The organism is Mycobacterium sp. Root265, assembly GCF_001428895.1.
In the GTDB taxonomy this organism is placed as follows: domain Bacteria; phylum Actinomycetota; class Actinomycetes; order Mycobacteriales; family Mycobacteriaceae; genus Mycobacterium.
In genome coordinates this window covers 36,712-58,756 of the sequence record NZ_LMJA01000018.1, presented here as the reverse complement: position 1 = coordinate 58,756, position 22,045 = coordinate 36,712, and the positions used below count along the sequence as shown (strand labels likewise).

The window sequence follows — 22,045 nt, the reverse complement described above, 5'->3', positions numbered from 1 at the left end:
GATCAGTCGATGGCCTTGGCCCAGTTGGCTTCCAGATACTTGGTCGCGGCCTCGTTCTGCTCCACCGAGACGAAGGTCGCCGCGCCGTCCACCGGCGGCAGCCCGCCGTAGACCACCCGGTCGATGCTGCCCCGGGTCACCATCGAGTCGGCCCGCACCGGCCGGGCGCCCCCGCCCAGGTACAGGTTCTGCCCCTCGTCGCTGTACAGGAACTCCTGCCACAGCCGGGCCGCGGCCGGATGCGGCGCGTCGGCGTTGATGGCCTGGAAGTAGTAGCCGGCGACGGCGGCGTTGTGCGGGATGATCACCTTCCAGCCCGGAACCTTCTTGGACTGTTCGACATTCAGGTAATCCCAGTCGATGACCACCGGGGTCTGGCCGGAGGCGATGGTGGCCGGTGTCGGGTCCACCGGCAGGAAGTTACCCACCTCGCTGAGTGTGGCGAAGAACTCCACGCCGGGTGCGATGTCATCGGGTGAGCCACCCCGGGCGATCGACGCCATCATCACCCCGGAGAACGCCGCCCCGGACTGGGTCGGGTCACCGTTGAGGGCGACCTTGCCCGCGAACTCGGGCTTGAGCAGGTCGTCCACGCCCGCGATCGTCGGCACCTTGGCGGAGTCGTAGCCGATCGACATGTAACCGCCGTAATCGTTGACCCAGGTGCCGTCCGGGTCCTTGAAGGAGTCCGAGATCTCGGCGAAATGCTCGACCTTGTACGGGGCGAACATCTCGGTGTTGGCCAGCGCGACGGACTGTCCCAGATCGAAGACGTCGGGTGCGGTGCCGCGGCCCTTCTGCTGGACCGCGGCGTTGATCTCCTCCTGGCTGCTGGCGCCCGGCTGCGCCGAGTTCACCGTGATGCCGTACTTCTCGGTGAACTTCGCGATGATCTGGCCGTAGTTCGCCCAGTCCGGCGGCAGCGCGATGACGTTGAGTTCGCCTTCGGCCTTGGCGGCCTCGATCAGCGCGTCCATCCCGCCGAAGTCCGCCGCCGAGGTGGCGGTGCGGGCGTCGCCTTCGGCGGCCTGCTCCTCCTTCGCCGGTGGGGCGCAGGCGACAAGGCCTGCGGTCAGCAGTGCGGTGGCAGCCAGACCCAGGAGCGAATTCTTCATTGCCGAACCTTCCGATGGACAGGCGGCCAGACGGTGACCTGTCGGTGACATCGCAGTGAACGGGATCCGACGCTACCGGCAACCCTGCCGTCGACGACGCCTAACATCGGGGGTGTGCCCGACCATGATGCCGTCGAACTGTTCGCCAGTGGCACCGTCGCCGCACTCGCCACGGTGGGAGCCGAGGCCGCACCGCACCTGGTGCCGGTGGTCTTCGCCGTCGAGGGCGACACCGTCTACACCGCCGTCGACGCGAAACGTAAGTCCACCCAACGTCTGCGACGGCTGGCCAATATCGAGGCCAACCCGCAGGTGAGCCTGCTGGTCGACCACTACAGCGAGGACTGGGACCAACTGTGGTGGGTACGGGCCGACGGCGAGGCGACCGTGCATCACGACGGGGAGCAGATGGCCATCGGTTACGGCCTGCTGCGCGCCAAGTACGTGCAGTACGAGCGGACCGCACTGGACGGCCCGGTGGTGGCGATCGCCGTGGCGCACTGGGCCTCCTGGCACGCCTGAACCACGGTTCCGGCTCTAAGATCAGTGTGCAGAGAAGAGGCAGCGCCATGAAGACACTGACATTGGTCACCGCCGGCTTGTCCGCGGGCATCGTGGGATTCGCCGCGCCGGCGGCCGCGACGCCCGACGAGATATCGGGCACTGCCCAGCAGACCATCGACGAACTGCGGGCCCAGGGTTACCGCGTGATCGTGAGCCGGCTGAGCGCCAGGCCGCTGTCCGAGGCGAACGTGGTCGGAATCCGGCAGGGCCAGAACTTCAGGCAGAACTGGATCGTCGACGACGAGGACCGCGACTATGTCTACAACGCGCTGGCCGGTCAGACCGTGTACGTCGACGTGAACTGATCCGGCACAACGAGAATGGGGCACCCCCGGTCGGAGGTGCCCCATTCCCGTGTGGCGCGTCAGAGCAGGCCGAGCAGTTCCAGATCGCTCGCGTACTTGACGATGACCTCCCGGCTCACGTGCGGGATGTCCTTGTCCGGCCCGATCTTTGCGTCCTGCACGGCGGTGCGGAACACATCGGTCGGCGCCATCGCCCCGTTCACCGGCACACCCGGTGCGGTGTAGTTGTGCAGCAACGGCAGCAGCGACGCCTGGCGCTGCTTGTCCGGCAGTGCCCGCAGCGCGGTCTCGAACCGGGACAGCCACTGCGCGTAGTCGCCGACCCGCTCGATCCGGTAGCCGGCCTCGATCAGCCAGTCCACGAAGGTGTCCATGCCGATGCCGTCGTCGTACGGGTTCATCACGTGATAGGTCTCGAATGACCGCCCGGGCTCCAGCGCCACCTGGGTGCCCAGCGTCGAGATCGCCTCGGCGATGAACTCCACCGGCAGACCGTCATAGTGGCTGCGCTGTGGATTGCCCTCGGCGTCAAGCTCATTGAACGATCCGGGGGCGATACCGGCGGCCACCAGACTGAGCATCATCCGGGTGAACATGTCCGGCAGGTTCAGCTGGCCGGCGTACGTGGTGTCGGCCAGGATCATGTCGCAGCGGAACACCGACACCGGCAGTCCGGTCAGGTCGTGCGCCTCGCGCAGCAGCACCTCGCCGGCCCATTTACTGGTGCCATAGCCGTTGGCGTAGGTGTCGTCGACCCGCCGGGTGGCGGAGATGGTCCGGATATCGGCGTCCTCGACGAAGCTGCCGGGCTCGATACCCCAGCCGACACCGATGGTGGACACGTAGGCGAACGGCTTGATCCTGGTGGTCAGCGCCATCCGGATGAGTTCGGCGGTGCCGAGGGCGTTGGGCCCGAACAACTCGCTGTAGGGCAGCACGTGATTGACCAGTGCGGCCGGATCCACGATGAGGTCGACGGTGTCGGCCAGGCGCTGCCAGACCGCCGGGTCCAGGCCGAGGTCGGCCTCGCCCTTGTCGCCCGCGATGACCTCGAGGTGACGGTCGGCCAGTTCGCGGTAGTGCGCGACCAGCTTCGGGTCACCGGTCTGGAAGGTCTTGTCCAGCCGCGCCCGGGCCTCCTCGTCGGACTTGGCGCGGACCAGGCAGATCACCTTGCCGTCCACCAGGTCCATCCGCTCCAGCCACTCCAGTGCCAGGTAGCGGCCCAGGAAGCCGGTGGCGCCGGTCAGCAGCACGGTCCGGATCTCGCTCACGGGGCCCGGAAGAGACGGCGCCGCAGCCAGAGTCGCGGCGTCGAGGAACTTGTCCAGGGTGAGATCGGCGGCGTGCACCTCGGTGGCTCCGGCACCGTGGACGGACGCGAACGTCGGGCGGCCGGTGCCGCCGGCACGCTGGGTCTCGATGTGATCGGCAATGGTCTGCAGATCCGAGGCCGGGCTCACGATCACCGAAACCGGGACCTCGACGTCGAAGATGTCCTGTAGCAGGTTGCCGAAGGTCAACGCCGACAACGAGTCTCCACCCAGATCGGTGAAGTGCACATCGGGTGCGATATCGGCGCTGGCCGCTCCCAGCAGTGCGACGGCGGCGCGGCTGACGGTGTCGAGCACCGGCCCGGTGGACCCCGCGGTGCGCAGCGCCTGCAGCTCCTGGGCCTGGCCGTCGGCCAGGTCGGTGTAGAGCTGCTCCAGCTCCGCGCTGTAGCGCTCCTTGAGCTTGGGCCAAGCCAGCTTCCGGATGCCGGTGAGCAGCCCGTTCTCCACGGTGAACGGGGTCGTCTCGATCAGGAAATCCCTTGGCAGCTCGTAGGACTGCAGATCCGCGGCGCGCGCGGCCTCCTTCAGCGAGGCGGCGATGTCCGCCTTGGTGGCGCCGCTGTCGGTGGGCACCACCACGGCCAGCAGGTAGGGCCGGGCGCTGTTGCCGTAGATGTAGATCTGGCGCACCAGCGGTGCGGTGTTGAAGGCGGCCTCCAGCTTGGACACCGTGACGAACTCACCCTGGGAGAGCTTGAGCACGTTGTTGCGCCGGTCGACATAGGCGACCTGATCGGGGCCGAGTTCGGCGACGATATCGCCGGTCCGGTAGAAGCCGTCCTCGTCGAAGACCTGCGCGGTGACCTCGGGGCGCTTGTAATAGCCGGGGAACAGCTGCTCGGACCGCACCAGCAACTCACCGCGCGGATGCGGCCGGTCGGTGAGGTGGTAGCCCAGTTCGGGCACGTCCACGAGCTTGTACTCCAGCACCGGTGGCCGGGCGATCTTGCCGTCCACGAACACCGCGCCCGCCTCGGTGGAGCCGTAGCCCTCCAGCAGGTGCATGTCCAGCAGCTTCTCCACCCACGCCTTGAGTTCGGGCGAGATGGGCGCCGACCCGGTCAGCGCGCTGACGAAACGTCCACCCAGCAGGTTCTCCCGCATGTCGGCCAGCAGCGCGGATTCTTCTGCGCCGTGCGCGATCCGGCTCTGGTACTCGCCGAACAGCATGTCCCAGATACGCGGCACGAAGTTCATCTGGGTGGGCCGGGTGAGGGCCAGGTCTTCCAGGAAGGTGGACAGGTCGGCGCGGGCGGCGAAGTTCACCGAACCGCCGCTGGCCAGCGCGCTGTAGAGGATGCCGCGGCCCATCACGTGGCTCATCGGCATGAAGCTCAGCACGATGGAGGGCACCACGCCCTGGCTGTCGTCCCAGTGGGCGTTGGCCGCCGGGCGCCAGATGTCGGCGACCTTGCTCGCCGGGTACATCGCACCCTTGGGCGCTCCGGTGCTCCCGGAGGTGTAGATCAACAGCGACAGCGGGTCTGATTCCTCCTGCGCGGCAACGGGTTCGATGGTGGAGGCCGGGCGGTCCAGCGCACCCTGGAGGGTCTCCAGGGCGATCCGGCCACCGAGCCGGGCCGTCGCGGCGGCGAGCGCATCGCGCTGGTCGTCGACTTGGGGCCGGTAGTCGAACACCGTGAGGCGGGTGGCACCCGATCCGAGCGCCAGTTCCACGGCGTCATCGAGATAGTCGATGCTCGACGCGATGAGCACCGGTTCGGTCTCGGCGATGATCGGGGCGAGGGCAGCGGCCGATGCGCTGGTCTGCAGCGGCACCGAGACGGCGCCGAGCTGAGTCAGCGCGATATCAACGACGGTGTAGTCGACGCTGGTGAAGCCGAGCAGGGCGACCCGGTCGCCAGGGTGCACCGGGTCCCCGCGCCACGCGTCGGCGAGGGTGCGCACGCGCTCCCACAGCTGTCCGTGGGTGACGGTCTCGAAACGCGGCTGCAGCTCGGCGACGGTGCGGCCGGTTTCGTCGGTGACGAACTCGACGGCGCGGGCGCCCAGCGCGGGCCGGTCGGCGTAGCCGGTCAGTACGGTGCGCACGACGTCGGGAAGGGTCAGTCCGGGTTCGCTGACGGCGGCGTTGACCGACGCGCTCGGTTTGGCGGCGGCGAACTCGGGGTCGGTGGCGTAGAGCCGCGCGATGCGGTCTTCAAAGTTTTCGTCGGGCATGAGTAATCCTTCGGTTCTCTATCGCTATTCGTTGGCCAGGGCGAGCGGAGCGACGGGAAATCGCTCCGGGGACCTCGTCGTCCGCACCGACCAACCCCTACAACGTTAGCAAAACTAAAGATATGCCCGAGACCCTGCGACCTGCCGATTCCCTGTGAAAACGGTCCTCAGACGGCGCGTGACGTGGCTTCCAATTCGGCCTCGTAGGCGCCTTCGTCACGTCCGAGCGCGATGGTGGCCGCGGTCATGGCGACCACCGCGACAGTCAGCACCACGGCCTCCCACCGGTTCGCGGTGAGCGTCTCGCCGAGCAGGAACACACCGAGCAGCACGGCGGCCATCGGTTCGATCACCAGCATGGTGGGCACCGACGTCTGCAGCGACCCGGCGTGGAACGCCGATTGCTGCAACAGGGTGGCGAGCACGCCGAGCAGCACCAGCGCGTACGGCAGCGGCGTCGACAACACCTCGGCCACAGAATTGCGGTCCAGTTCGTGCATCAGCATCTTGGTGAGCACCGCGACCAGACCGAACAGCACCCCGACGGCGACGGCCAGCGGCACCGCACGCTGCCAACCCGACCGGCGCACCGCGATCACCACGCAGCCGAAGACCAGCACCGAGCACACCGCCGCGACCACGACGATCGTGGCCACCGGCGCGACCTGATCGCTGACCCGGGGATGGGCGAGCAGGATGAAGATCGCCAGCGACACCGTCAGCAGCATCGCCCACAGCCAGGCGCCGCGGGTGACCCGGCGGTGCGCCAGCCGGGCGCTCAGCGGCAGCGCGAACAGCAGCGCCGACACCAGCAGGGGCGCCACCACGATCAGCGATCCGTTGTCCAGCGCCAAGGCCTGGAAGACGAAGCCGGCCACCGCCGCGGCGGTTCCGGCCCACCACAGCGGGCGGCGCAGCAGAGTGGCCAGCATCACGGTGCTGACGCCGTCCTCCTCGGGCACATCCATCGTCGCGTGCTGACGCACCACGATGCCGACGGCCGCGAAAATGGCTGCGCACAGTGCAAAGACGACGACGAGCAGCTGATCGATCACCGTCGCAGCGCTCTCGTCACGCCACCAAGACTAGGTGGTCAATTCCGCCAGAGCCTCCGCGGTGTTCAGGTCCTGGTAGGCGGCGCTGTAGCGCTGCGCCAATGCCAGCGCGATGTCCGGGCGCTGCCACAACTCGCCCGCGCTGGCGGTGGCCAGCCAGGTGGTCAGGCCGTGCGCGACCGACGCCCGGTAGCGCAGCCAGATCTCCTCCGCCGACGGCAGTTCGTCGGCGGGCAGACCCAGATTGTCGCGGTACACGCCGAGCAGCTCACGCTCATGGATGCGGCGGTCCTCGGTGACCAGCGCACCCTGCAGGAAGTAGCCGAGGTCGACGGAGAAGTTCCCGCGCCGGGCGACCTGCCAGTCCAGGAACCCGGTATCGCCGCCCGGGGTCAGGTAGGTGTTCCCGATGTGCGGGTCACCGTGCAGCAGGGTGGTGGGCACACCCGGCGCGGTCAACGTCCGGATGAAGGGCTTCCAGATGCCCTCCACCAGGTGATCGATGGTCAGTACCTGCACCGTGGCCGGCGCGTCATCGCCGAGCCGCTCCAGCGCCGCGGGCAGCGGCGCGTACTGCATCCCGTCCCACGGCACGAACGGTTCCAGCCACTCCAGCCCGGTCCGGGCCAGCCGCTCACCCCAGAACTCGCCGTGCAGACGAGCGAGGCCGCGCACCCCGCTCGCGGCCTGATCGACCGTGAGCGGCCGGGTGGCATCGCGCGGGTCGGCACTCCGGGCGGTCAGGTCCTCCATGACCAGCATGAAGTCCTCGGCCGCCTCGTCGATCGGCGCCGCGTAGACCGCGGGATGTTCCAGCGGCAATCCCACGGCGGCGTTGAACAGCCGTGGCTCGTGCAGCAGCCCGCTGGTGTACTTGATCATCTCCTTGTGGCCGGGGTCGACGGCCTTGACGAACACCGTCCCCGGCCCCGCGCCCTCGGCGTAGCGGACGCCGAGGCGCGCCCGCCGGTTGGTGCCGTCATCGCGCATCTGCACGGTCACCTCACCGACCACCGCGCCCGGGAAATCGCGGGCCAGCGCCGCGGTCAGCCACGCGGGGGTGACGTCCTCCCACGAAGCCGGCACGCTCAGGCTCACGGGATGACGACCGGCATCGAATCCCAGCCGCGCACCGTCGAGGTCGGCGACAGCTTGGCGTTGGGCAGATCGACCTCCCACTCGGGGAACCGCCTGAGCATCTCCTCCAGCGCTATCCGGCCCTCCAGGCGCGCCAGCGCCGAGCCCAGGCAGAAGTGCGTGCCGACGCTGAACGCGAGGTGCTGGCGCTGTTCGCGGTGGATGTCGAAAACCTCGCCGTCGGGCGGGAACTGGCGGCTGTCGCGGACGGCCGAGCCGATCAGCATCATCATCGAGGCGCCCTCGGGCACCGTCTGGCCGTAATACTCGACGTCGCGGGTGACGTAGCGCGCCACGTGCGGGGCGGGCGGTTCGAAGCGCAGCAGTTCCTCGATCGCCTGCGGGATCAGCCCCGGGTTCTCGACGAGCTGACGACGCTGGTCGGGATGCTCGGCGAGCACCTTGGCCGCCCAGCCGATCAGCCGGGTGGTGGTCTCGTTGCCGGCGCCGGCGACCACGTTGATGTAGATGAGCAGCTCTTCGCGGGTGAGGTGCCGGGTCACGCCCTGCTCGTCGGTGAACTCGACGTTGAGCAGGTCGGTCATGATGTCGTCGGACGGGTTGTCCTTGCGCCAGTCGATGTAGGTCTCGAAGATCGAGCCGTCGATCATGCCCTCCGAGGCGGCCTTCATGGGTTTACCGGCCTCGGTGCGCATCTGGTCGTTGCCGTGGTCGCGGATCATCTCCTGGTCGTCCTCGGGGATGCCGAGCAGGGTGCTGATCACCTGCATCGGCATGATGGCGCCGAAGTCGGTGATGAAATCGAGTTTCCCGGCGCCGACCAGCGGGTCCAGCGCTGCAGCGCAGTACTCGCGGATCTTGGGTTCCAGCGCCGCGATCTTGCGCGGGGTGAACATCCTGGCGAGCAGTTTGCGGTGGGTGGTGTGGATCGGCGGATCCTCGAAGATCAATGCGCCCGAAGGAATCTCGATATTGGCCTTGATCAGTTCGATGATCGCGCCGCGGGCCGAGCTGAACGTCTCATGGTCGATGAGCGCCTTGTTCACGTCGGCGAACCGGCTCAGCGCGTAGAAGTCGAACTCTTCGTTGTAGTAGAGCGGCGCCTCCTCACGGAGGCGGGCGAACGCCGGATAGGGGTTGGCATTGATCTCGACGTTGTACGGGTCGAAGTACACGTCTTTGCTGGCGTCGACGGTCACCTGTTCACCTCTCCGGGGGCAATCACTTACTCGCGTAAGTTACGCGGGTCACTCCCCAGAGGGCAAGCGTGGATGTGACCGTCAGGTCGAGGCGCGCTGGATCAGGTGCGCGACGTTGTCGCTGCTGGGCTCCTGCACGCTGGGGAATCCGAGTTCGGTCATCATGGCCGCCACCGACACCTCGACGATCGTCTTGGCATCCAGGCCCACCGAGGTCAGCGGCGGGCCGCTGACTGCGCCCAGCGGGATCGCGTCGACGCCCATCACGGCCAGGTCCTGCGGGCAGCGCAGGCCGGCCTCCCTGATGCCGTGCAGCACCACCAGTGCGGTCTCGTCGCTCTGCGCGCACACCGCCGTCACACCGGCCGCGATCCAGTTCCGCACCACGTCGGCGGCATCGGAGCCGTCGGCGGCGACGGTCGCGGTGACGATCTCGGGCAGCTCCGCGGCCGCCGCCCGCAGGCCGGTCAGCCAGTAGTCGCCGAGTGGTCGCAGCGTCTCGTCGCCGGCGAAGGCGAACGCGATCCGGCGATGTCCCCGGGCCACCAGGTGCTCGATCCGCATCGCGCCGATCGACAGATGCAGCTCGCCCATCGCATGCAGTTGCGCGCTGCCCAGATAGATCTGCGGGATGCCCGCCTGGGTCACCGCCTCCAGTGCGGCACCACCGAGCGGGAACACACTGGTGACCGCGATCGGGTTCAGGTCGGCCACCGCGTCGACGACATTGCGCCCGTCATCGGTCTCGAATTGCAGCGACAGCACCACACCGTGGCGGGCCAGTTCGGTGGTCAGCCGGCTACCCACCTCAAGCAGCAACTCGCCCAACGCAATTCGGGGCACGATGTAGAGCACCACGCCGCTGCCGCCGCGGGCCAGATTGCGGGCGGCCAGGTTGGGCCGGTACCCCAGGGACTTGGCCGCGTCCTGCACGGCCGCGCGGGTCTGCGCTGAGATCGTCTGGCCCTTGACGTTGTTGAGCACATAGCTGACGGTCGCCGGTGAGACGTTGGCCAGCCGCGCGACATCCGCTTTGGTCGGCCTGGTCCCCGGTCTCATTCCGACATCATCGCAGGTCCACCCGCCATCCCGTCGCTTCGCTCGCCCCGGCACCGGGGTCAGGTGGTCACCAGCGGTTTACCCGCCGATTCGCGCAGGGTCAGCACCGTGCCCAGGGACAGCACCGCGGCGATCACCAGATAGAACGCCGCCGCCCGCGGGTTACCGGTCTCGGCCGTCAGCCAGGTCACCGCGTACGGGGTGGTGCCGCCGAAGACGGCCACGCAGATGTTGTAGCCGACGGCGAAACCGCTGTAGCGCACCCGGGTGGCGAACAGCTCGACGCCCGCCGTCACGGCCGTGGAGATGTAGATCGATTCGATCGCGGCCAGCACGCAGTGCGCGGTGACGGCGGCCACCAGCGACCCCGAGGTCAGCAGCAGGAACAGCGGATAACTGAGCAGCGTGAAGGCCACCGCACCGGCGATCAGCATCGGCTTGCGCCCGATCCGGTCCGAGAGCGCCGCGAACGGCAGCGTCAGCACAAGGGCGACCAGGCTGGCCAGCGTGATGGAGACGAACGATGCGGTCTTGGAGAACGCCAGGGTCTTGATCAGGTAGGTCGGCAGAAAGGTGAACACCACGTAGTAGCCGACGTTGAAGATCAGGAACAGCCCGATGACCTGCAGGATCGGCCGCCACGAGGTCGCGAAGGCCTCCCGCAACGGGCGGTCGGCAACCTCGTCGCGGCTGCTCAGGTCGGTGAATTCCGGGGTGTCGTCCAACCGCAGCCGGATGTACAGGCCGACCAGACCCAGCGGCGCGGCGAGCAGGAACGGGATGCGCCAGCCGTAGCTGTCCATCGCCGCGGCCGGCAACCCGGCCTGCAGCAGGGTGACGGTGATCGAGCCCAGCAGGAAACCGAGCACCCCCGACCACACCATGAAGGTGACGACGAATCCGCGGCGCTTGTCGGCGGCATATTCGGCCAGATACACGGCGCCGCCGCCGTATTCACCACCCGCCGAGAAGCCCTGCACACACCGCAGCACCAGCAACAACAGCGGGGCCGCGACGCCGATGGCCGAATACGTCGGCAGCAGTCCGATCAGCAGGGTGGCCGCCGACATCAGCAGGATCACCAGGGCCAGCACCTTCTGCCTGCCGATGCGGTCACCGAGCGGCCCGAAGACGAACCCACCGAGCGGACGCATGAAGAACGCGGCCGCGAAGATCGCGAAGGTGTTCAGCAGCGCCGCCGTCTCGTCGCCGGACGGGAAGAAGTTGGCGGCGATGTAGGTGGCCAGGAACCCGTAGATGGCGAAGTCGAACCATTCCACGGCGTTGCCGATGGAGGCGCCGATGACGGCTTTACGGACGGCAGCGGACGACATGCCGACCTACGTTAGTGAATTGACCGGCGGGATAACGGGTTTGAGCGGGGCGCTTATATCGGCGCCCCGCTCAACCGTTACTCGGCCGGCTTGGCCGGGGCTTCCCCGTCGGCCGTGTTCTCGGCTGTGTCGTCGGCCTTCTTGGCGTCGGCACGTGTCTTGTACAGGCTGGCGACCGTGGTGATGACCAGCGTGACGATGATGACGCCCAGGCTGGCCAGCGTCGGGATCGTCGGGACGTGCAGCGGCTCGCCACCGTTGATGAACGGCACTTCGTTCTCGTGCAGAGCGTGCAGCACCAGCTTGACGCCGATGAAACCGAGGATGAAGGCCAGGCCCTGCGACAGGTACACCAGGCGCTTGAGCAGATCGCCGAGCAGGAAGTACAGCTGGCGCAGACCCATCAGGGCGAACACGTTCGCGGTGAACACCAGGTAGGGCTCCTGGGTGAGCCCGTAGATGGCCGGGATGGAATCCAGGGCAAACAGCAGGTCGGTGGTGCCCAGCGCGACGATCACCAGGAACATCGGCGTCATCACCCGGGAGCCGTTTTCCTTGACCCACAACCGCAGGCCGTCCCATTGCTCGCTGAACTTCAAGTGCTTGCGGGCGAACCGGACGACGCCGTTCTCGGCGTCGTCATCGTGCTCGGTGTCCTTGGCCAGCTTGAAGGCGGTGTAGATCAGGAACGCACCGAAGATGTAGAAGACCCAGGAGAACTGCTCGATGGCCACCGCGCCGAGGGCGATGAAGATGCCGCGGAAGATCAACGCCAGGATGATGCCGACGAGCAACGCCTGCTGCTGGTAGATCCTGGGCACCTTGAAGCTGGCCATGATGATCAAGAAGATGAACAGGTTGTCCACCGAAAGGCTGTACTCGGTGAGCCAGCCTGCGAAGAACTCCACACCGAACTGGCTGCCATGGAAGGTCCAGGTCCAGATGCCGAAGGCGATGGCGAGGCCGACGTAGAACGTCAGGGCGATGGAGGTCTCCCGGGTGGACGGCTCATGCGGCCGTCTGCCGAACACCACGACATCCACGAGCAGGACGCCCAGGGTGACGGCGAGGGTGATCCCCCACTCGAGTGCGGACACGTTCATATGGTTGGAGCCTCCGGTCGTCGATCAACGGCCGAGGTCTCTTCCGCCCGCGCAGACATCGCGTGGGCCTGCAGCACCGGTCGTCCGATGACAGACGACGTGATGACGACACTGCAGCGCAGGAGTACTCCCCTCGGGGCTGATTCTGTCAGACGATCACATCCCCGGCTAATCGGCCTGCTAAACGCTCAACCCGATTCCGTCGTCGTGGTGGCGAACGGATTCAGGATGAACGGGTTCTCGTCGTCCAGCGACGGGGTCGTCTCCGTGCTGGTCGATTCGGTGGTCGTGGTGGTGGTCGTCGTGGTCGTGGTCGTCGACCTGGTGGTCCGCGATGTGGTCGTGGACGTGGACGTGGCGCTGGTCGTCGATGCGGAGTAGTCGGTGTACTGCGGACCGTAGGAGGGTTCCACCGAGTTCTCCGAGGTCTGCACGACGGCGTAGATCAGCACACCGACCGCGAGAACCCCCGCCGCGCCGGCAGTGACGACCGCCCACGATTCCTCGTACCACGGTATCGGCGCCGGTTCACCGCGCTGGTCGTCCACCACAGCCGATGATCGTAACGAGCTTTCAGCCCGCCACGATCGAATCGCCCCGGACTGTGATCGGCGCCGGGGCCAGCGGTTCGCGCGCCGGGCCGGAGATCACCGCGCCGTCGAGCCCGAAGGTGCTGCCGTGGCACGGACAGAGGACCTTCGCGCCGTCGACCTTGGACACCGCGCATCCGGCGTGCGGGCAGACCGCGGAGAAGCCGGTGAACTCGCCAGCCTTCGACTGGGTGAGCACGATGCCGTCCACGATCAGCGCTGATCCGACGGGCACCTCGGAGGTGGCGGCCAGAACTCCGGTTTCAGCTTGGGCTGCCGCGGGTTCGTCCTCGGAGCCCGCGCAGGCGACCAGTGCCCCGGCCCCCACCACGGCGCCCGCGCCGACGAGCACGTGCCTGCGAGCCAGCTGAGGAGCCATGCAGCCATTGTTGGGGTTTCAGCGCCGAAACACCACCATCCGCATCGCGGTATACATGTAGACCGCCTCGCAGCAGCCGGCCACCAGCCGGGCAAGGTGATACTGCAGGCCGGCCGCGGCCAGCGAGGTCGGCAGCACGACGATGAATGCCAGGTAGTTGACGGCGACCACCACCACATAGACGACCAGTTGCGGGCCGACGGTGGCGTGTGACCGGAAGTTCAGGGTCCGGTTCAGGAAGAACGCCAGCGTGAACGCGCACACGTAGCCCACCGTCAGCGCGACCGGCAGCCGCACCCCGTAACCGCTGTGCAGCACCGTCAACAGCGCCATGTCCACGCCGAAGGTGAAACTGTTGATCAGTGCGAAGCCCAGAAAGGTCGGGGCGACAACCGAACTCAGGCCGAAAGGCAGTCGCGCCGCCACCCGCTCGCAGAATCGGTGGAACCGCTCGACGATTCCGTGATCGAGGTCGGCGGTCACATGGTGACTGTCCCACCGGCAGGTGACAGCTTCGTTATGGCCGGGCTAACGGCTGGGCTGAGCAACCGGAAGTGTTGTACCCGTTTCGTGCTCGGCGAACTGAAAGACCCGGGCGGCCGTCGCGTAGTCACATGCCAGCGCCGAACGCCCGATCAGCACCGGACCCCCACGCAGACCGAACCGGCCTTCCACCCCGACGTAGCTGCCCGGCGGGATCGGCTCGGTGATGCAGTACAGCGTGGTGGCCGCGCCGGCCGCCGGGTCGTTGGCCAACGCGCCGGCCACCAGTTTGACGCCGCGCTGCACCACCCCCATCAGCGGCGAATCCGACAGCTGCGGCAGGTTCGAATCCACCCATCCCGGATGGGTCAGGTGGCTGATGATCGGCGACTTGGCGGCCCGCAGGCGCCGGTCCAGTTCCAGGCCCCACAGCATGACCACGAGCTTCGACTGGGCGTAGGCGCCCATCACCGTCCACTTGTGGGTCCGCATGTGCAGATCGTCGAGGTGCAGCGTCGCCGACTCGTGGGCCTGCGAACCGACATTGATGATCTGCGAGCGCACCCGGTCGATCAGCAGGTTGGTCAAGGCGAACGGCCCGAGCAGGTTGGTGCCGATGGTCGTCTCGAAACCGTCGACGGTGTCCGCGCGCTTCTCGGCCAGCGTCCCGGCGTTGTTGATGAGGATGTCCACCGCATCGATGCCCTGATCGTCGAGCAGCCCGGGGAATGCGCGCACCGAGGAGAGGTCCGCCAGATCGAGTCGCAGCACCGAAGTGTGCCCGCCGATCTCGGCCGCGCGCTGTGCCCCGAGTTCGGTATTGCGCACCGCCATCACCACGTGGGCGCCGGCCCGGGTCAGGGCGGCCGCGGTGGCCAGCCCGACACCGTTGGTCGCTCCGGTCACGACGACCGTCTGGCCGGTCAGATCGCCAAGTCGTGCTGTCGTCCATCGGGATGCCATAGGGCCAGGCTAGCGGCGACTGTGCTGGTACCGTTCGCTGATGCTGTGGGGGCGTAGATGTGCACGGCCCGGTTCCGGGTGCGCCGGGCTGTGGTGAACCCTTCGCGGTGGCGACATGGCGGCGACCACTACGAGTGGTTGACAGCGTTTCTGGCGGCCCGCGATCTGCAGGTCGCCACCTGCCGGGTGGTCGCCTGGATCATCGCAAGCCTCGGCGCCATGTCGGTTGTGGTGATCGTCGCCGCCACCACGTCCGAGCAGCCGTACCGACCGGTCATCGCGGCCCTGCTGTTCGTCACGTGCGCGGTGATGGCCTTCGTCTGGTTGCGTTCGGATTGGCCGTCCCGGCGGCAGTCGCACTTCTGTCTGATCCTGGGCACCGTCCTCATCGCCACCGTGTGCCTGCTGGAGCCCGATCCGGTTCTGGGCCTGCTGAGCTCGGCGGCGTTCACCGTCACCACGGCCTACGCGGTGTTCTTCCACTCCCGCACGTGGCTCGTCCCGATCTGGGCGGTCCAGACGGCCACCCTGGTGGTACTGGCCTGGCGCCTGGTGGAGATCGACCACGCGCTCGCGCTGGCCAGCGTCGTCTTTGTCGCGCTGATCAATTCGTTCGTCGCGTTCGGGTGTGAGCTGGTGCTGCGGATCATCGGCTCGGAGAAGCCGCACGGGGAGATCGAACCGCTGACCGGCCTGCCGAACCGGCAGAGCTTCTATGACAGTGTGGCCACCCTGATCGGGTCACGCAGTCGCCGCGACGATCGCTATCTCATCCTCATCGTGGTGAACCTGGACAGCTTCTCGTTGCTGACCGCCATGTCGGGCAAGGCCGGCGGCAACAAGGCCCGCGTCGCGATCGGTCAGCGTCTGCGCGAGACGGTGCGTGGCGACGCCGTGATCGGCGCTCTCGGTGAGGCCGAATATCTGGTGGCCGATGTGTTCACCACGCCGGACCCCACCCCGCTGGCCGAGCGGATCCTGGGCACCATCAAATCGGCGCCGTTCCAGCTGACGGCGAGCCTCGGTGTGATCAGCACCCCGCTGAAACCGTTGACCGGTCAGGGATCTCACGATGTGCTCGACGAGCTCGTCACGATCGGCACCAACGCGATGTATGAGGCGCGCAAGTCCGGCGGCAACCAGATGCGGCTGCTGCTGTCACCTGCGCTGGCCACCGTCGAGGACGACGGGCCCGATGACCGTCCCGGGGGCGGCCGGTCAGGTTAGGGCAGCGGATCCGCGATGGTGATCTGGATCGGGAATTGCACCGGTCCGTCCTGTAACAGTGCGACAGTCGGGATGGCGATGGCGATGGCGACCAGGGCGGCGGCGGAGGCGACGACCGACTGCACGAATCGTCTTGTGGTGAGCATGTAGGTGACAACACATCGCGACCGCAGTCTCATCCCGACCGGGTCTGCGCCGGCTGAGCCGCGTCAGGCGGTGACGAGCAGGCGGCTGCGGAACAGGTCCAGCACCTGATCGAGCGCGACCCTGGTCGGCTGCCCCGGTTCGTCGATCAGGTGCTCGGTGAGCACCGAATGCGGGGGCATCATGGCGTCCGGATTGGCGGCCGCCCCGGCCAGTTCCACCGCGACGAAAGCGTCGCCGAGTTGCTCGCGCAGGAACTCGAAACGCTCGGGGGGAACCAGTTTGTCGGAGTCGAACCGCAATCCGAGCACCGTCAACCCGCGGGCGCAGCGCCCCTTGACGATCTCCAGATCTGCGGGCGAGATGTCGATCGACCGGCGCTGCGCCTCGGTGAGCCCCGTCGGCATCGACGGCTGGGACAGCACGGGCGCGAGCAGCACGTCGTCGGTCGCCATCGCCAGCGCGTAGCCACCGGTGAAGCACATGCCGACGGCCCCGACACCCGGTCCGCCGCACCGGGTGTGCTCGGCGCGGGCCAGCGCCCGCAGCCATCCGACGACCGGAGAGGTGCGGCCGGTGGCCAGGGTGACGAATTCCTTGCTGATGCAGGCAGGCACCATGGACATTCCCAGCGTACGAAGCGCATACAGGTTGCTGCCGTTGGGATCCCGGCCCGGCACCCCGAACAGATGCGGGAGCACCGCGGTGCAGCCGATGCCCGCGACCTGGCGCGCGAAGGCCAGCACCTTGGGCGTGATGCCGGGCATCTCGGAGATCACGATGACCGCCGGGCCGGTGCCCTTCCGGTACACCGTGCGGGTCTTACCGTCGTGGGTGAAATCGGTCTGTTCGAAATCGGACAGATCGTCATCCGACATTGCAGTGCTCCTCTACTGGACCGGTGATCAGCATCATCGGCCACAGTAGGGTGGTCGCGCCGAAGGACGCCACATCCGCGCCGGCCGGCAGCTGGGTCTGTACCTGCTTCTCCAGGGCGCGCACATCGTCGGGATTGGCGATAGTGAACACCAGTCCGATGACGATGTAGGGCACCGCCAGCCACATCAGCGTCTCGATCATGGCCTCGACCTTGACCGGCCGGCTCAGGAAGCCGGTCATAATCCGCACAGGCTGTACAGGAAGAGCAGGGGCCAGGCCAGCACGGAGCCGAGGAACGGCCCGGAATGTGTGAAGGCCCAGACGGTTCCGATCACCAGATACGGGATGGCAAGCAGAATCGCCAGGCCGATCCACTCCGAGATCTGCATCTCGTAACTCAAGATCCTGCGCACGGTCTCCAGCACGGTTGTCCCCCCACCCGCCATGTCAGGACAGTACCCCGCGCCCCTGCGCATCCAGCACCATTAGCGCGACATGCAGTGAGGTCATCGACTCGCCGTCATCGAGGTCCACCCCGAGCGCCGACCGCACCGCCGCGAGCCGCTTGTACAGCGCAGGCCTGCTGATGTGCAGGCGGGCGGCGACGGCGGCCTTGTTGCCGGCCAGCTTCAGGTACTCGCGCAGCAGGTCGAGATGCGCGGGGTCGCCGGCCAGCAGGGCCCGCAGTTCGGTCTCGGCGAAGGTCTGGACCCGTGGGTCGTCACGCAGCAGCGAAATGAGCCCGTGCAACCGGACATCCGCGGCGCGGTAGAAGGGTCTCGGCTCGCCGCGCATGGCCAGCGCCACCTCGGCGATGTGTGCGGCCTCACCGAGCCCGGTGACCGCGTCGATCACGCCCTCCACCGCAGGCCCGACGGCGAGCACCGCGCCGGCGGTGCCGTCCACCCGGGCGATCTCGATCCGCAGCGCCGTCCCCAGCGCGGCCAGCGCATCGTCCTCCGGCCTGGTCACGCCGAGTGCCAGCACCGCGCCGACCTCTCCGTCTCGGCGCAGCGCGCACAGGCCGGCGTGGCCCGAGGCGTTGACGGTGTGCAGGACGGTGTCCACCAGCAGCGCATTGCGGCGTTGTGCGACAACAGGATCCGTCGCCGCGGCCGCGCGTCCCACTCGGACCGCCACGGGTGTGTACCGCGCCGCCGAGCGCAGACCCAGCGCATGTGCACGGGCCGCGGCCTCCCGTTCATCGGTGATACGCCCGCGCAGCACGTCGTCGATCAGTCCGCTCTGGGCCTGATGGTGCAGCCCGGTGCGGTCGCGTTCGATCATCCGCTGCAACGCCAACGCCACCGCGGCGCGCTCCAGCACCATCCGAGTGCGGTCCGGATCCGGTGACGGTTGCGGGACGATCAGCCGGCCCCACTGTTCGGCCCGTGGTCCCACCGCGGTCACCGCCCACTCTTCGGCCGTCGCACGCAGTCGTGAACGCCGCTCCCAGTCCCGCAGCAGATCCGCCGGACGCCCCCGCAGCGACACCGCCAGCGCCCGGTGCGTCAGGTCCTCCAGCACGACGGGTTCATCGAGGATCGCGGCGGCGGCCTCGACGACGCCCGCCGCGGACGGACGTTTCAGGCTGAGCTCGGTGAAGGTTTCGTGCACGCGGCGATCGAAGTCCACCCGTTCGTACTGGTCGGCGACGATCAGCCGGTGCACGGCCTCGGTCACCTCGACGAATCGCACCTGACGGTGCAGCGACACCAGCGCCAGATCGAACTCGGCGGCGATGGCCCCCATGCCCGCGTCCAGATCGGTCTCGCCGATCTCGACGACCACCCCCAGCACTCCGGCCGCAGCCATCCCGCTCAGGTACCGGCGCGGTGAATCACGCAGCGCCGCACCGGTTGTCAGCACCAGCTCACCGCCCTGCACCAGAGCCGACAGGTCGGGCACGTCGCTCACGTGCACCCAGCGGATGGTTTCGCCGAAGCGGTGCGCGCTGAGCACCTCGGGGTCACCGGCCTGGATGACCGGCAGCGCAATCACCTCGGCGACCGTGAGCTGCATTTACACAGTGTAATCCCAACAGACAAAGCGTAGACGCTGTGTTTCGATCGAACTGCGTGGCAGACCCCCAGACTGGAAGACAACCCGACAGAAAGTGAGCTCATCGCGATGCAGGCCACCGTTCAGCACTGGAGTGACGGCACGTTCTTCGAAGGGACCGCCGGCAAGACCGCTCCGGTCACGAACCCGGCGACCCAGGTGCTCTTCGCCTTCCGCGAACTGCTCAACGAGCGCAAGGGTGAGCTCGCCGAGATCATCACCAGCGAGCACGGCAAGGTCGTCTCCGATGCCTTGGGCGAGGTCGCCCGCGGCCAGGAAGTCGTCGAATTCGCTTGCGGTATCCCGCATCTGCTCAAGGGCGGGTTCACCGAGAACGCCTCGACCAAGGTCGATGTGTACTCCATCCGCCAGGCCCTGGGTCCTGTCGGCATCATCTCCCCGTTCAACTTCCCCGCCATGGTGCCCATGTGGTTCTTCCCGGTCGCCATCGCCACCGGCAACACCGTCATCCTCAAGCCGTCGGAGAAAGATCCCAGCGCCTCGCTGTGGCTGGCCGCACTGTGGAAGGAAGCGGGCCTGCCCGACGGCGTGTTCAACGTGCTTCAAGGCGACAAGACGGTCGTCGATGAACTGCTGACCAACCCGAAGGTGAAGTCCATCAGCTTCGTCGGGTCCACCCCGATCGCGCAGTACGTCTACGCCACCGGCACCGCCGCAGGCAAGCGCGTGCAGGCCCGGCAAGCGCGTGCAGGCCCTCGGCGGAGCCAAGAACCACGCCGTCATCCTGCCCGACGCCGACCTCGACCTGGCCGCAGACGCCATGGTCAACGCCGGCTTCGGCTCCGCAGGCGAACGCTGTATGGCCATCTCGGCCTGCGTCGCCGTCGGCCCCGTCGCCGACGACCTGGTCGCCAAAATCGCCGAACGCACCACCCCGCTCAAGATCGGCGACGGCACCAAAGACTCCGATATGGGACCCCTGGTCACCAAGGCGCACCGCGACAAGGTGGCCTCCTACATCGACGCCGGCGAATCCGACGGCGCCAAGGTCGTCGTCGACGGACGCAACGTGACCGCCGATGGCGGCGCCGAAGGGTTCTGGTTGGGCCCCACCCTGCTCGACAACGTCACCCCCGAGATGAGCGTCTACACCGACGAAATCTTCGGTCCCGTCCTCTCGGTCTTGCGCGTCGAGACCTACGACGAGGCGCTGGAACTGATCAACACCAACCCCTACGGCAACGGCACCGCCATCTTCACCAACGACGGCGGCGCCGCCCGACGCTTCCAGAACGAAGTCGAGGTCGGCATGGTCGGCATCAACGTTCCNCCCCTACGGCAACGGCACCGCCATCTTCACCAACGACGGCGGCGCCGCCCGACGCTTCCAGAACGAAGTCGAGGTCGGCATGGTCGGCATCAACGTTCCCATCCCGGTCCCCATGGCCTACTACAGCTTCGGCGGCTGGAAGGCCTCCCTGTTCGGCGACAGCCACGCCCACGGCATGGACGGCGTCAACTTCTTCACCCGCCAGAAAGCCATCACCAGCCGCTGGCTGGACCCGTCGCACGGCGGAATCAACCTCGGCTTCCCCGAGAACAAGTGAGAGACTTGTCGATATGAGTGTGATTGACGAGGGCACCGCGTTGCTGCCCAATGGACTGACCGTCGACGACGCGCGGGCCGAAGCGGCCCGCACCTACGAACTGGACCGTGCGCACGTCTTCCATTCCTGGTCGGCACAGGCGCATATCAAGCCGATGACCATCGTGGCGTCGGACGGCTCCTACGTGTGGGACGGTGAAGGCAACAAGCTGCTCGACTTCTCCGGTCAGTTGGTCTTCACCAATATCGGGCATCAGCACCCGAAGGTCGTCGCGGCCATCCAGGCCCAGGCCGCGAAGCTCTGCACGGTTGCGCCGCAGCACGCCAACGACGCCCGCTCGGAGGCGGCCCGCCTGATCGCCGAGCGCACCCCGGGCGACCTGAACAAGGTCTTCTTCACCAACGGCGGCGCCGACGCCGTCGAGCACGCGGTGCGGATGGCACGGCTGCACACCGGCCGCTACAAGGTGCTCTCGCGCTACCGCTCCTACCACGGGGGCACCGACACCGCGATCAACCTGACCGGTGACCCGCGCCGCTACCCCAACGACTACGCCAGCAGCGGCGTGGTGCACTTCAACGGCCCGTTCCTGTACCGCAGCTCGTTCCATGCCGAGAACGAGCAGCAGGAGTCCGAGCGCGCGCTGGAGTACCTGGACCGGCTCATCCAGCACGAGGGTGCGACGTCGTTCGCCGCGATCATCCTCGAGTCGGTGCCCGGCACCGCCGGCATCATGGTCCCGCCGCCCGGGTACATGGCCGGGGTGCGGGAGATCTGCGACAAGTACGGCATCGTGATGATCGCCGACGAGGTGATGGCCGGATTCGGCCGCACCGGTGAGTGGTTCGCGATCCAGAACTTCGGCGTGACGCCGGATCTGATCACGTTCGCCAAGGGCGTCACCTCCGGCTACGTCCCGCTGGGTGGCGTGGCGATCAGCGAGAAGATCGCCGCCACGTTCAACGATCGGGCCTACCCGGGCGGTCTGACGTACTCCGGTCACCCGCTGGCCTGCGCGGCGGCCGTGGCCACCATCAACGCGATGGAGGACGAGGCGATGGTGGCCAATGCCAAGCGCATCGGCTCCGATGTGCTCGGCCCCGGCCTGCGTGAGCTGGCCGCCAAGCACCGTTGCGTGGGCGAGGTCCGAGGCCTCGGGGTGTTCTGGGCCATCGAGCTGGTCGCCGACCAGCAGACGCGTGAACCGTTGGCGCCCTATGGCGGCTCGAGTCCCGCCATGAACGCGGTCATCGCCGCATGTAAGTCCGGAGGGCTGTTGCCGTTCGCGAACTTCAATCGCATCCACGCCGTGCCCGCCTGCAACATCACCGACGACGAGGTGGCCGAGGGGCTGGCGATCCTGGACAGCGCACTGGGCGCCGCGGACGCGGCGCTGTAGGG

The 22,045-nt window shown here is 67.6% G+C and carries 21 protein-coding genes and 2 pseudogenes; 6 read left to right on the top strand and 17 right to left on the bottom strand.

What is annotated here, in order from left to right:
• Window positions 1–2 precede the first annotated feature (2 nt).
• Window positions 3–1,115 (bottom strand): ABC transporter substrate-binding protein, encoded by a 1,113-nt coding sequence (locus ASE48_RS16300; RefSeq protein WP_057168153.1) that lies wholly within the window; start codon window positions 1,113–1,115, stop codon window positions 3–5.
• A 114-nt stretch (window positions 1,116–1,229) separates the two neighbouring features.
• Between ASE48_RS16300 and ASE48_RS16295 the strand changes: the two genes are divergently transcribed.
• Together ASE48_RS16295 and ASE48_RS16290 are read left to right on the top strand one after the other, a co-directional pair.
• Complete coding sequence (locus ASE48_RS16295; protein WP_057168152.1) at window positions 1,230–1,637, top strand: TIGR03668 family PPOX class F420-dependent oxidoreductase; 408 nt, start codon at window positions 1,230–1,232, stop codon at window positions 1,635–1,637.
• A 47-nt stretch (window positions 1,638–1,684) separates the two neighbouring features.
• Entirely contained in the window at window positions 1,685–1,984 is a 300-nt protein-coding gene (locus ASE48_RS16290) for a hypothetical protein (protein WP_057168151.1), read from the top strand.
• Between the two features lie 59 nt (window positions 1,985–2,043).
• Here ASE48_RS16290 and car read toward each other — a convergent pair whose 3' ends face one another.
• From car to ASE48_RS16235, 11 genes are all read right to left on the bottom strand, one after another.
• Complete coding sequence (gene car, locus ASE48_RS16285) at window positions 2,044–5,502, bottom strand: carboxylic acid reductase (protein ID WP_057168150.1); 3,459 nt, start codon at window positions 5,500–5,502, stop codon at window positions 2,044–2,046.
• 167 nt (window positions 5,503–5,669) lie between these two features.
• Window positions 5,670–6,557, bottom strand: coding sequence for a DMT family transporter (locus ASE48_RS16280; protein ID WP_057168149.1), 888 nt, complete (start codon window positions 6,555–6,557; stop codon window positions 5,670–5,672).
• Between the two features lie 30 nt (window positions 6,558–6,587).
• On the bottom strand, window positions 6,588–7,655 hold the full coding sequence (locus ASE48_RS16275; protein ID WP_057168148.1) for a phosphotransferase: 1,068 nt from the start codon (window positions 7,653–7,655) through the stop codon (window positions 6,588–6,590).
• Window positions 7,652–8,854 (bottom strand): cytochrome P450, encoded by a 1,203-nt coding sequence (locus ASE48_RS16270; RefSeq protein WP_057168147.1) that lies wholly within the window; start codon window positions 8,852–8,854, stop codon window positions 7,652–7,654. The genes ASE48_RS16275 and ASE48_RS16270 overlap by 4 nt, the downstream gene beginning before the upstream one ends.
• A gap of 81 nt (window positions 8,855–8,935) precedes the next feature.
• Complete coding sequence (locus ASE48_RS16265; RefSeq protein WP_057168146.1) at window positions 8,936–9,913, bottom strand: LacI family DNA-binding transcriptional regulator; 978 nt, start codon at window positions 9,911–9,913, stop codon at window positions 8,936–8,938.
• Between the two features lie 59 nt (window positions 9,914–9,972).
• Complete coding sequence (locus tag ASE48_RS16260) at window positions 9,973–11,247, bottom strand: MFS transporter (RefSeq protein ID WP_057168145.1); 1,275 nt, start codon at window positions 11,245–11,247, stop codon at window positions 9,973–9,975.
• Between the two features lie 77 nt (window positions 11,248–11,324).
• A complete protein-coding gene (locus tag ASE48_RS16255; RefSeq protein WP_057168144.1) occupies window positions 11,325–12,350 on the bottom strand; it encodes a TerC family protein in 1,026 nt (341 codons plus the stop codon).
• Window positions 12,351–12,538: 188 nt separating this feature from the next.
• The gene (locus tag ASE48_RS16250) at window positions 12,539–12,901 is read right to left on the bottom strand and encodes a hypothetical protein (protein ID WP_057168143.1); all 363 of its coding nucleotides are present in this window, start codon (window positions 12,899–12,901) and stop codon (window positions 12,539–12,541) included.
• A 22-nt stretch (window positions 12,902–12,923) separates the two neighbouring features.
• Window positions 12,924–13,319, bottom strand: a complete 396-nt coding sequence (locus ASE48_RS16245; protein WP_057168142.1) for a QcrA and Rieske domain-containing protein — start codon at window positions 13,317–13,319, stop codon at window positions 12,924–12,926.
• Window positions 13,320–13,337: 18 nt separating this feature from the next.
• Complete coding sequence (locus ASE48_RS16240) at window positions 13,338–13,802, bottom strand: GtrA family protein (protein ID WP_057168141.1); 465 nt, start codon at window positions 13,800–13,802, stop codon at window positions 13,338–13,340.
• A 45-nt stretch (window positions 13,803–13,847) separates the two neighbouring features.
• Complete coding sequence (locus ASE48_RS16235; RefSeq protein WP_057168140.1) at window positions 13,848–14,765, bottom strand: SDR family NAD(P)-dependent oxidoreductase; 918 nt, start codon at window positions 14,763–14,765, stop codon at window positions 13,848–13,850.
• Between the two features lie 57 nt (window positions 14,766–14,822).
• On the opposite strand from ASE48_RS16235, the gene ASE48_RS16230 reads away from it, so the two are divergent.
• Window positions 14,823–15,992 (top strand): GGDEF domain-containing protein, encoded by a 1,170-nt coding sequence (locus ASE48_RS16230; RefSeq protein WP_057168139.1) that lies wholly within the window; start codon window positions 14,823–14,825, stop codon window positions 15,990–15,992.
• On the opposite strand, the gene ASE48_RS16225 is transcribed toward ASE48_RS16230, so the two are convergent.
• From ASE48_RS16225 to ASE48_RS16205, 5 genes are all read right to left on the bottom strand, one after another.
• The gene (locus tag ASE48_RS16225; protein WP_156409234.1) at window positions 15,989–16,138 is read right to left on the bottom strand and encodes a hypothetical protein; all 150 of its coding nucleotides are present in this window, start codon (window positions 16,136–16,138) and stop codon (window positions 15,989–15,991) included. The two genes, ASE48_RS16230 and ASE48_RS16225, sit on opposite strands and share 4 nt — an antisense overlap.
• A gap of 63 nt (window positions 16,139–16,201) precedes the next feature.
• Window positions 16,202–17,014 carry a dienelactone hydrolase family protein gene (locus tag ASE48_RS16220; protein ID WP_057168137.1) on the bottom strand — a complete coding sequence of 271 codons (813 nt, stop codon included), beginning with the start codon at window positions 17,012–17,014 and terminating at the stop codon, window positions 16,202–16,204.
• The gene (locus ASE48_RS16215; protein ID WP_057168136.1) at window positions 17,004–17,255 is read right to left on the bottom strand and encodes a hypothetical protein; all 252 of its coding nucleotides are present in this window, start codon (window positions 17,253–17,255) and stop codon (window positions 17,004–17,006) included. The genes ASE48_RS16220 and ASE48_RS16215 overlap by 11 nt, the downstream gene beginning before the upstream one ends.
• Complete coding sequence (locus ASE48_RS16210; protein ID WP_235571257.1) at window positions 17,252–17,461, bottom strand: hypothetical protein; 210 nt, start codon at window positions 17,459–17,461, stop codon at window positions 17,252–17,254. The genes ASE48_RS16215 and ASE48_RS16210 overlap by 4 nt, the downstream gene beginning before the upstream one ends.
• A 1-nt stretch (window position 17,462) precedes the next feature.
• On the bottom strand, window positions 17,463–19,037 hold the full coding sequence (locus ASE48_RS16205) for a PucR family transcriptional regulator (RefSeq protein ID WP_057168134.1): 1,575 nt from the start codon (window positions 19,035–19,037) through the stop codon (window positions 17,463–17,465).
• A 108-nt stretch (window positions 19,038–19,145) separates the two neighbouring features.
• Between ASE48_RS16205 and mmsA the strand changes: the two are divergent.
• The 3 genes and pseudogenes from mmsA to ASE48_RS16195 all read left to right on the top strand — a co-directional run.
• Window positions 19,146–20,366 (top strand): annotated as a pseudogene (gene mmsA, locus ASE48_RS16200) (CoA-acylating methylmalonate-semialdehyde dehydrogenase); the annotation flags it as partial.
• Between the two features lie 83 nt (window positions 20,367–20,449).
• Window positions 20,450–20,644 (top strand): annotated as a pseudogene (locus ASE48_RS33430) (methylmalonate-semialdehyde dehydrogenase (CoA acylating)); the annotation flags it as partial.
• A 13-nt stretch (window positions 20,645–20,657) separates the two neighbouring features.
• Window positions 20,658–22,043 (top strand): aspartate aminotransferase family protein, encoded by a 1,386-nt coding sequence (locus tag ASE48_RS16195; protein WP_057168133.1) that lies wholly within the window; start codon window positions 20,658–20,660, stop codon window positions 22,041–22,043.
• The last annotated feature ends 2 nt before the right edge of the window (window positions 22,044–22,045 follow it).

Coding starts and splice junctions, on each gene's coding strand:
- ASE48_RS16265 (WP_057168146.1), bottom strand. CDS start 9,913: ATGAGACCGGGGACCAGGCCGACCAAAGCGGATGTCGCGCGGCTGGCC.
- ASE48_RS16245 (WP_057168142.1), bottom strand. CDS start 13,319: ATGGCTCCTCAGCTGGCTCGCAGGCACGTGCTCGTCGGCGCGGGCGCC.
- ASE48_RS16230 (WP_057168139.1), top strand. CDS start 14,823: ATGTGCACGGCCCGGTTCCGGGTGCGCCGGGCTGTGGTGAACCCTTCG.
- ASE48_RS16225 (WP_156409234.1), bottom strand. CDS start 16,138: ATGCTCACCACAAGACGATTCGTGCAGTCGGTCGTCGCCTCCGCCGCC.
- ASE48_RS16205 (WP_057168134.1), bottom strand. CDS start 19,037: ATGCAGCTCACGGTCGCCGAGGTGATTGCGCTGCCGGTCATCCAGGCC.
- ASE48_RS16195 (WP_057168133.1), top strand. CDS start 20,658: ATGAGTGTGATTGACGAGGGCACCGCGTTGCTGCCCAATGGACTGACC.
- ASE48_RS16235 (WP_057168140.1), bottom strand. CDS start 14,765: ATGGCATCCCGATGGACGACAGCACGACTTGGCGATCTGACCGGCCAG.
- ASE48_RS16290 (WP_057168151.1), top strand. CDS start 1,685: ATGAAGACACTGACATTGGTCACCGCCGGCTTGTCCGCGGGCATCGTG.
- ASE48_RS16220 (WP_057168137.1), bottom strand. CDS start 17,014: ATGTCGGATGACGATCTGTCCGATTTCGAACAGACCGATTTCACCCAC.
- ASE48_RS16255 (WP_057168144.1), bottom strand. CDS start 12,350: ATGAACGTGTCCGCACTCGAGTGGGGGATCACCCTCGCCGTCACCCTG.
- ASE48_RS16260 (WP_057168145.1), bottom strand. CDS start 11,247: ATGTCGTCCGCTGCCGTCCGTAAAGCCGTCATCGGCGCCTCCATCGGC.
- car (WP_057168150.1), bottom strand. CDS start 5,502: ATGCCCGACGAAAACTTTGAAGACCGCATCGCGCGGCTCTACGCCACC.
- ASE48_RS16300 (WP_057168153.1), bottom strand. CDS start 1,115: ATGAAGAATTCGCTCCTGGGTCTGGCTGCCACCGCACTGCTGACCGCA.
- ASE48_RS16210 (WP_235571257.1), bottom strand. CDS start 17,461: ATGGCGGGTGGGGGGACAACCGTGCTGGAGACCGTGCGCAGGATCTTG.
- ASE48_RS16215 (WP_057168136.1), bottom strand. CDS start 17,255: ATGACCGGCTTCCTGAGCCGGCCGGTCAAGGTCGAGGCCATGATCGAG.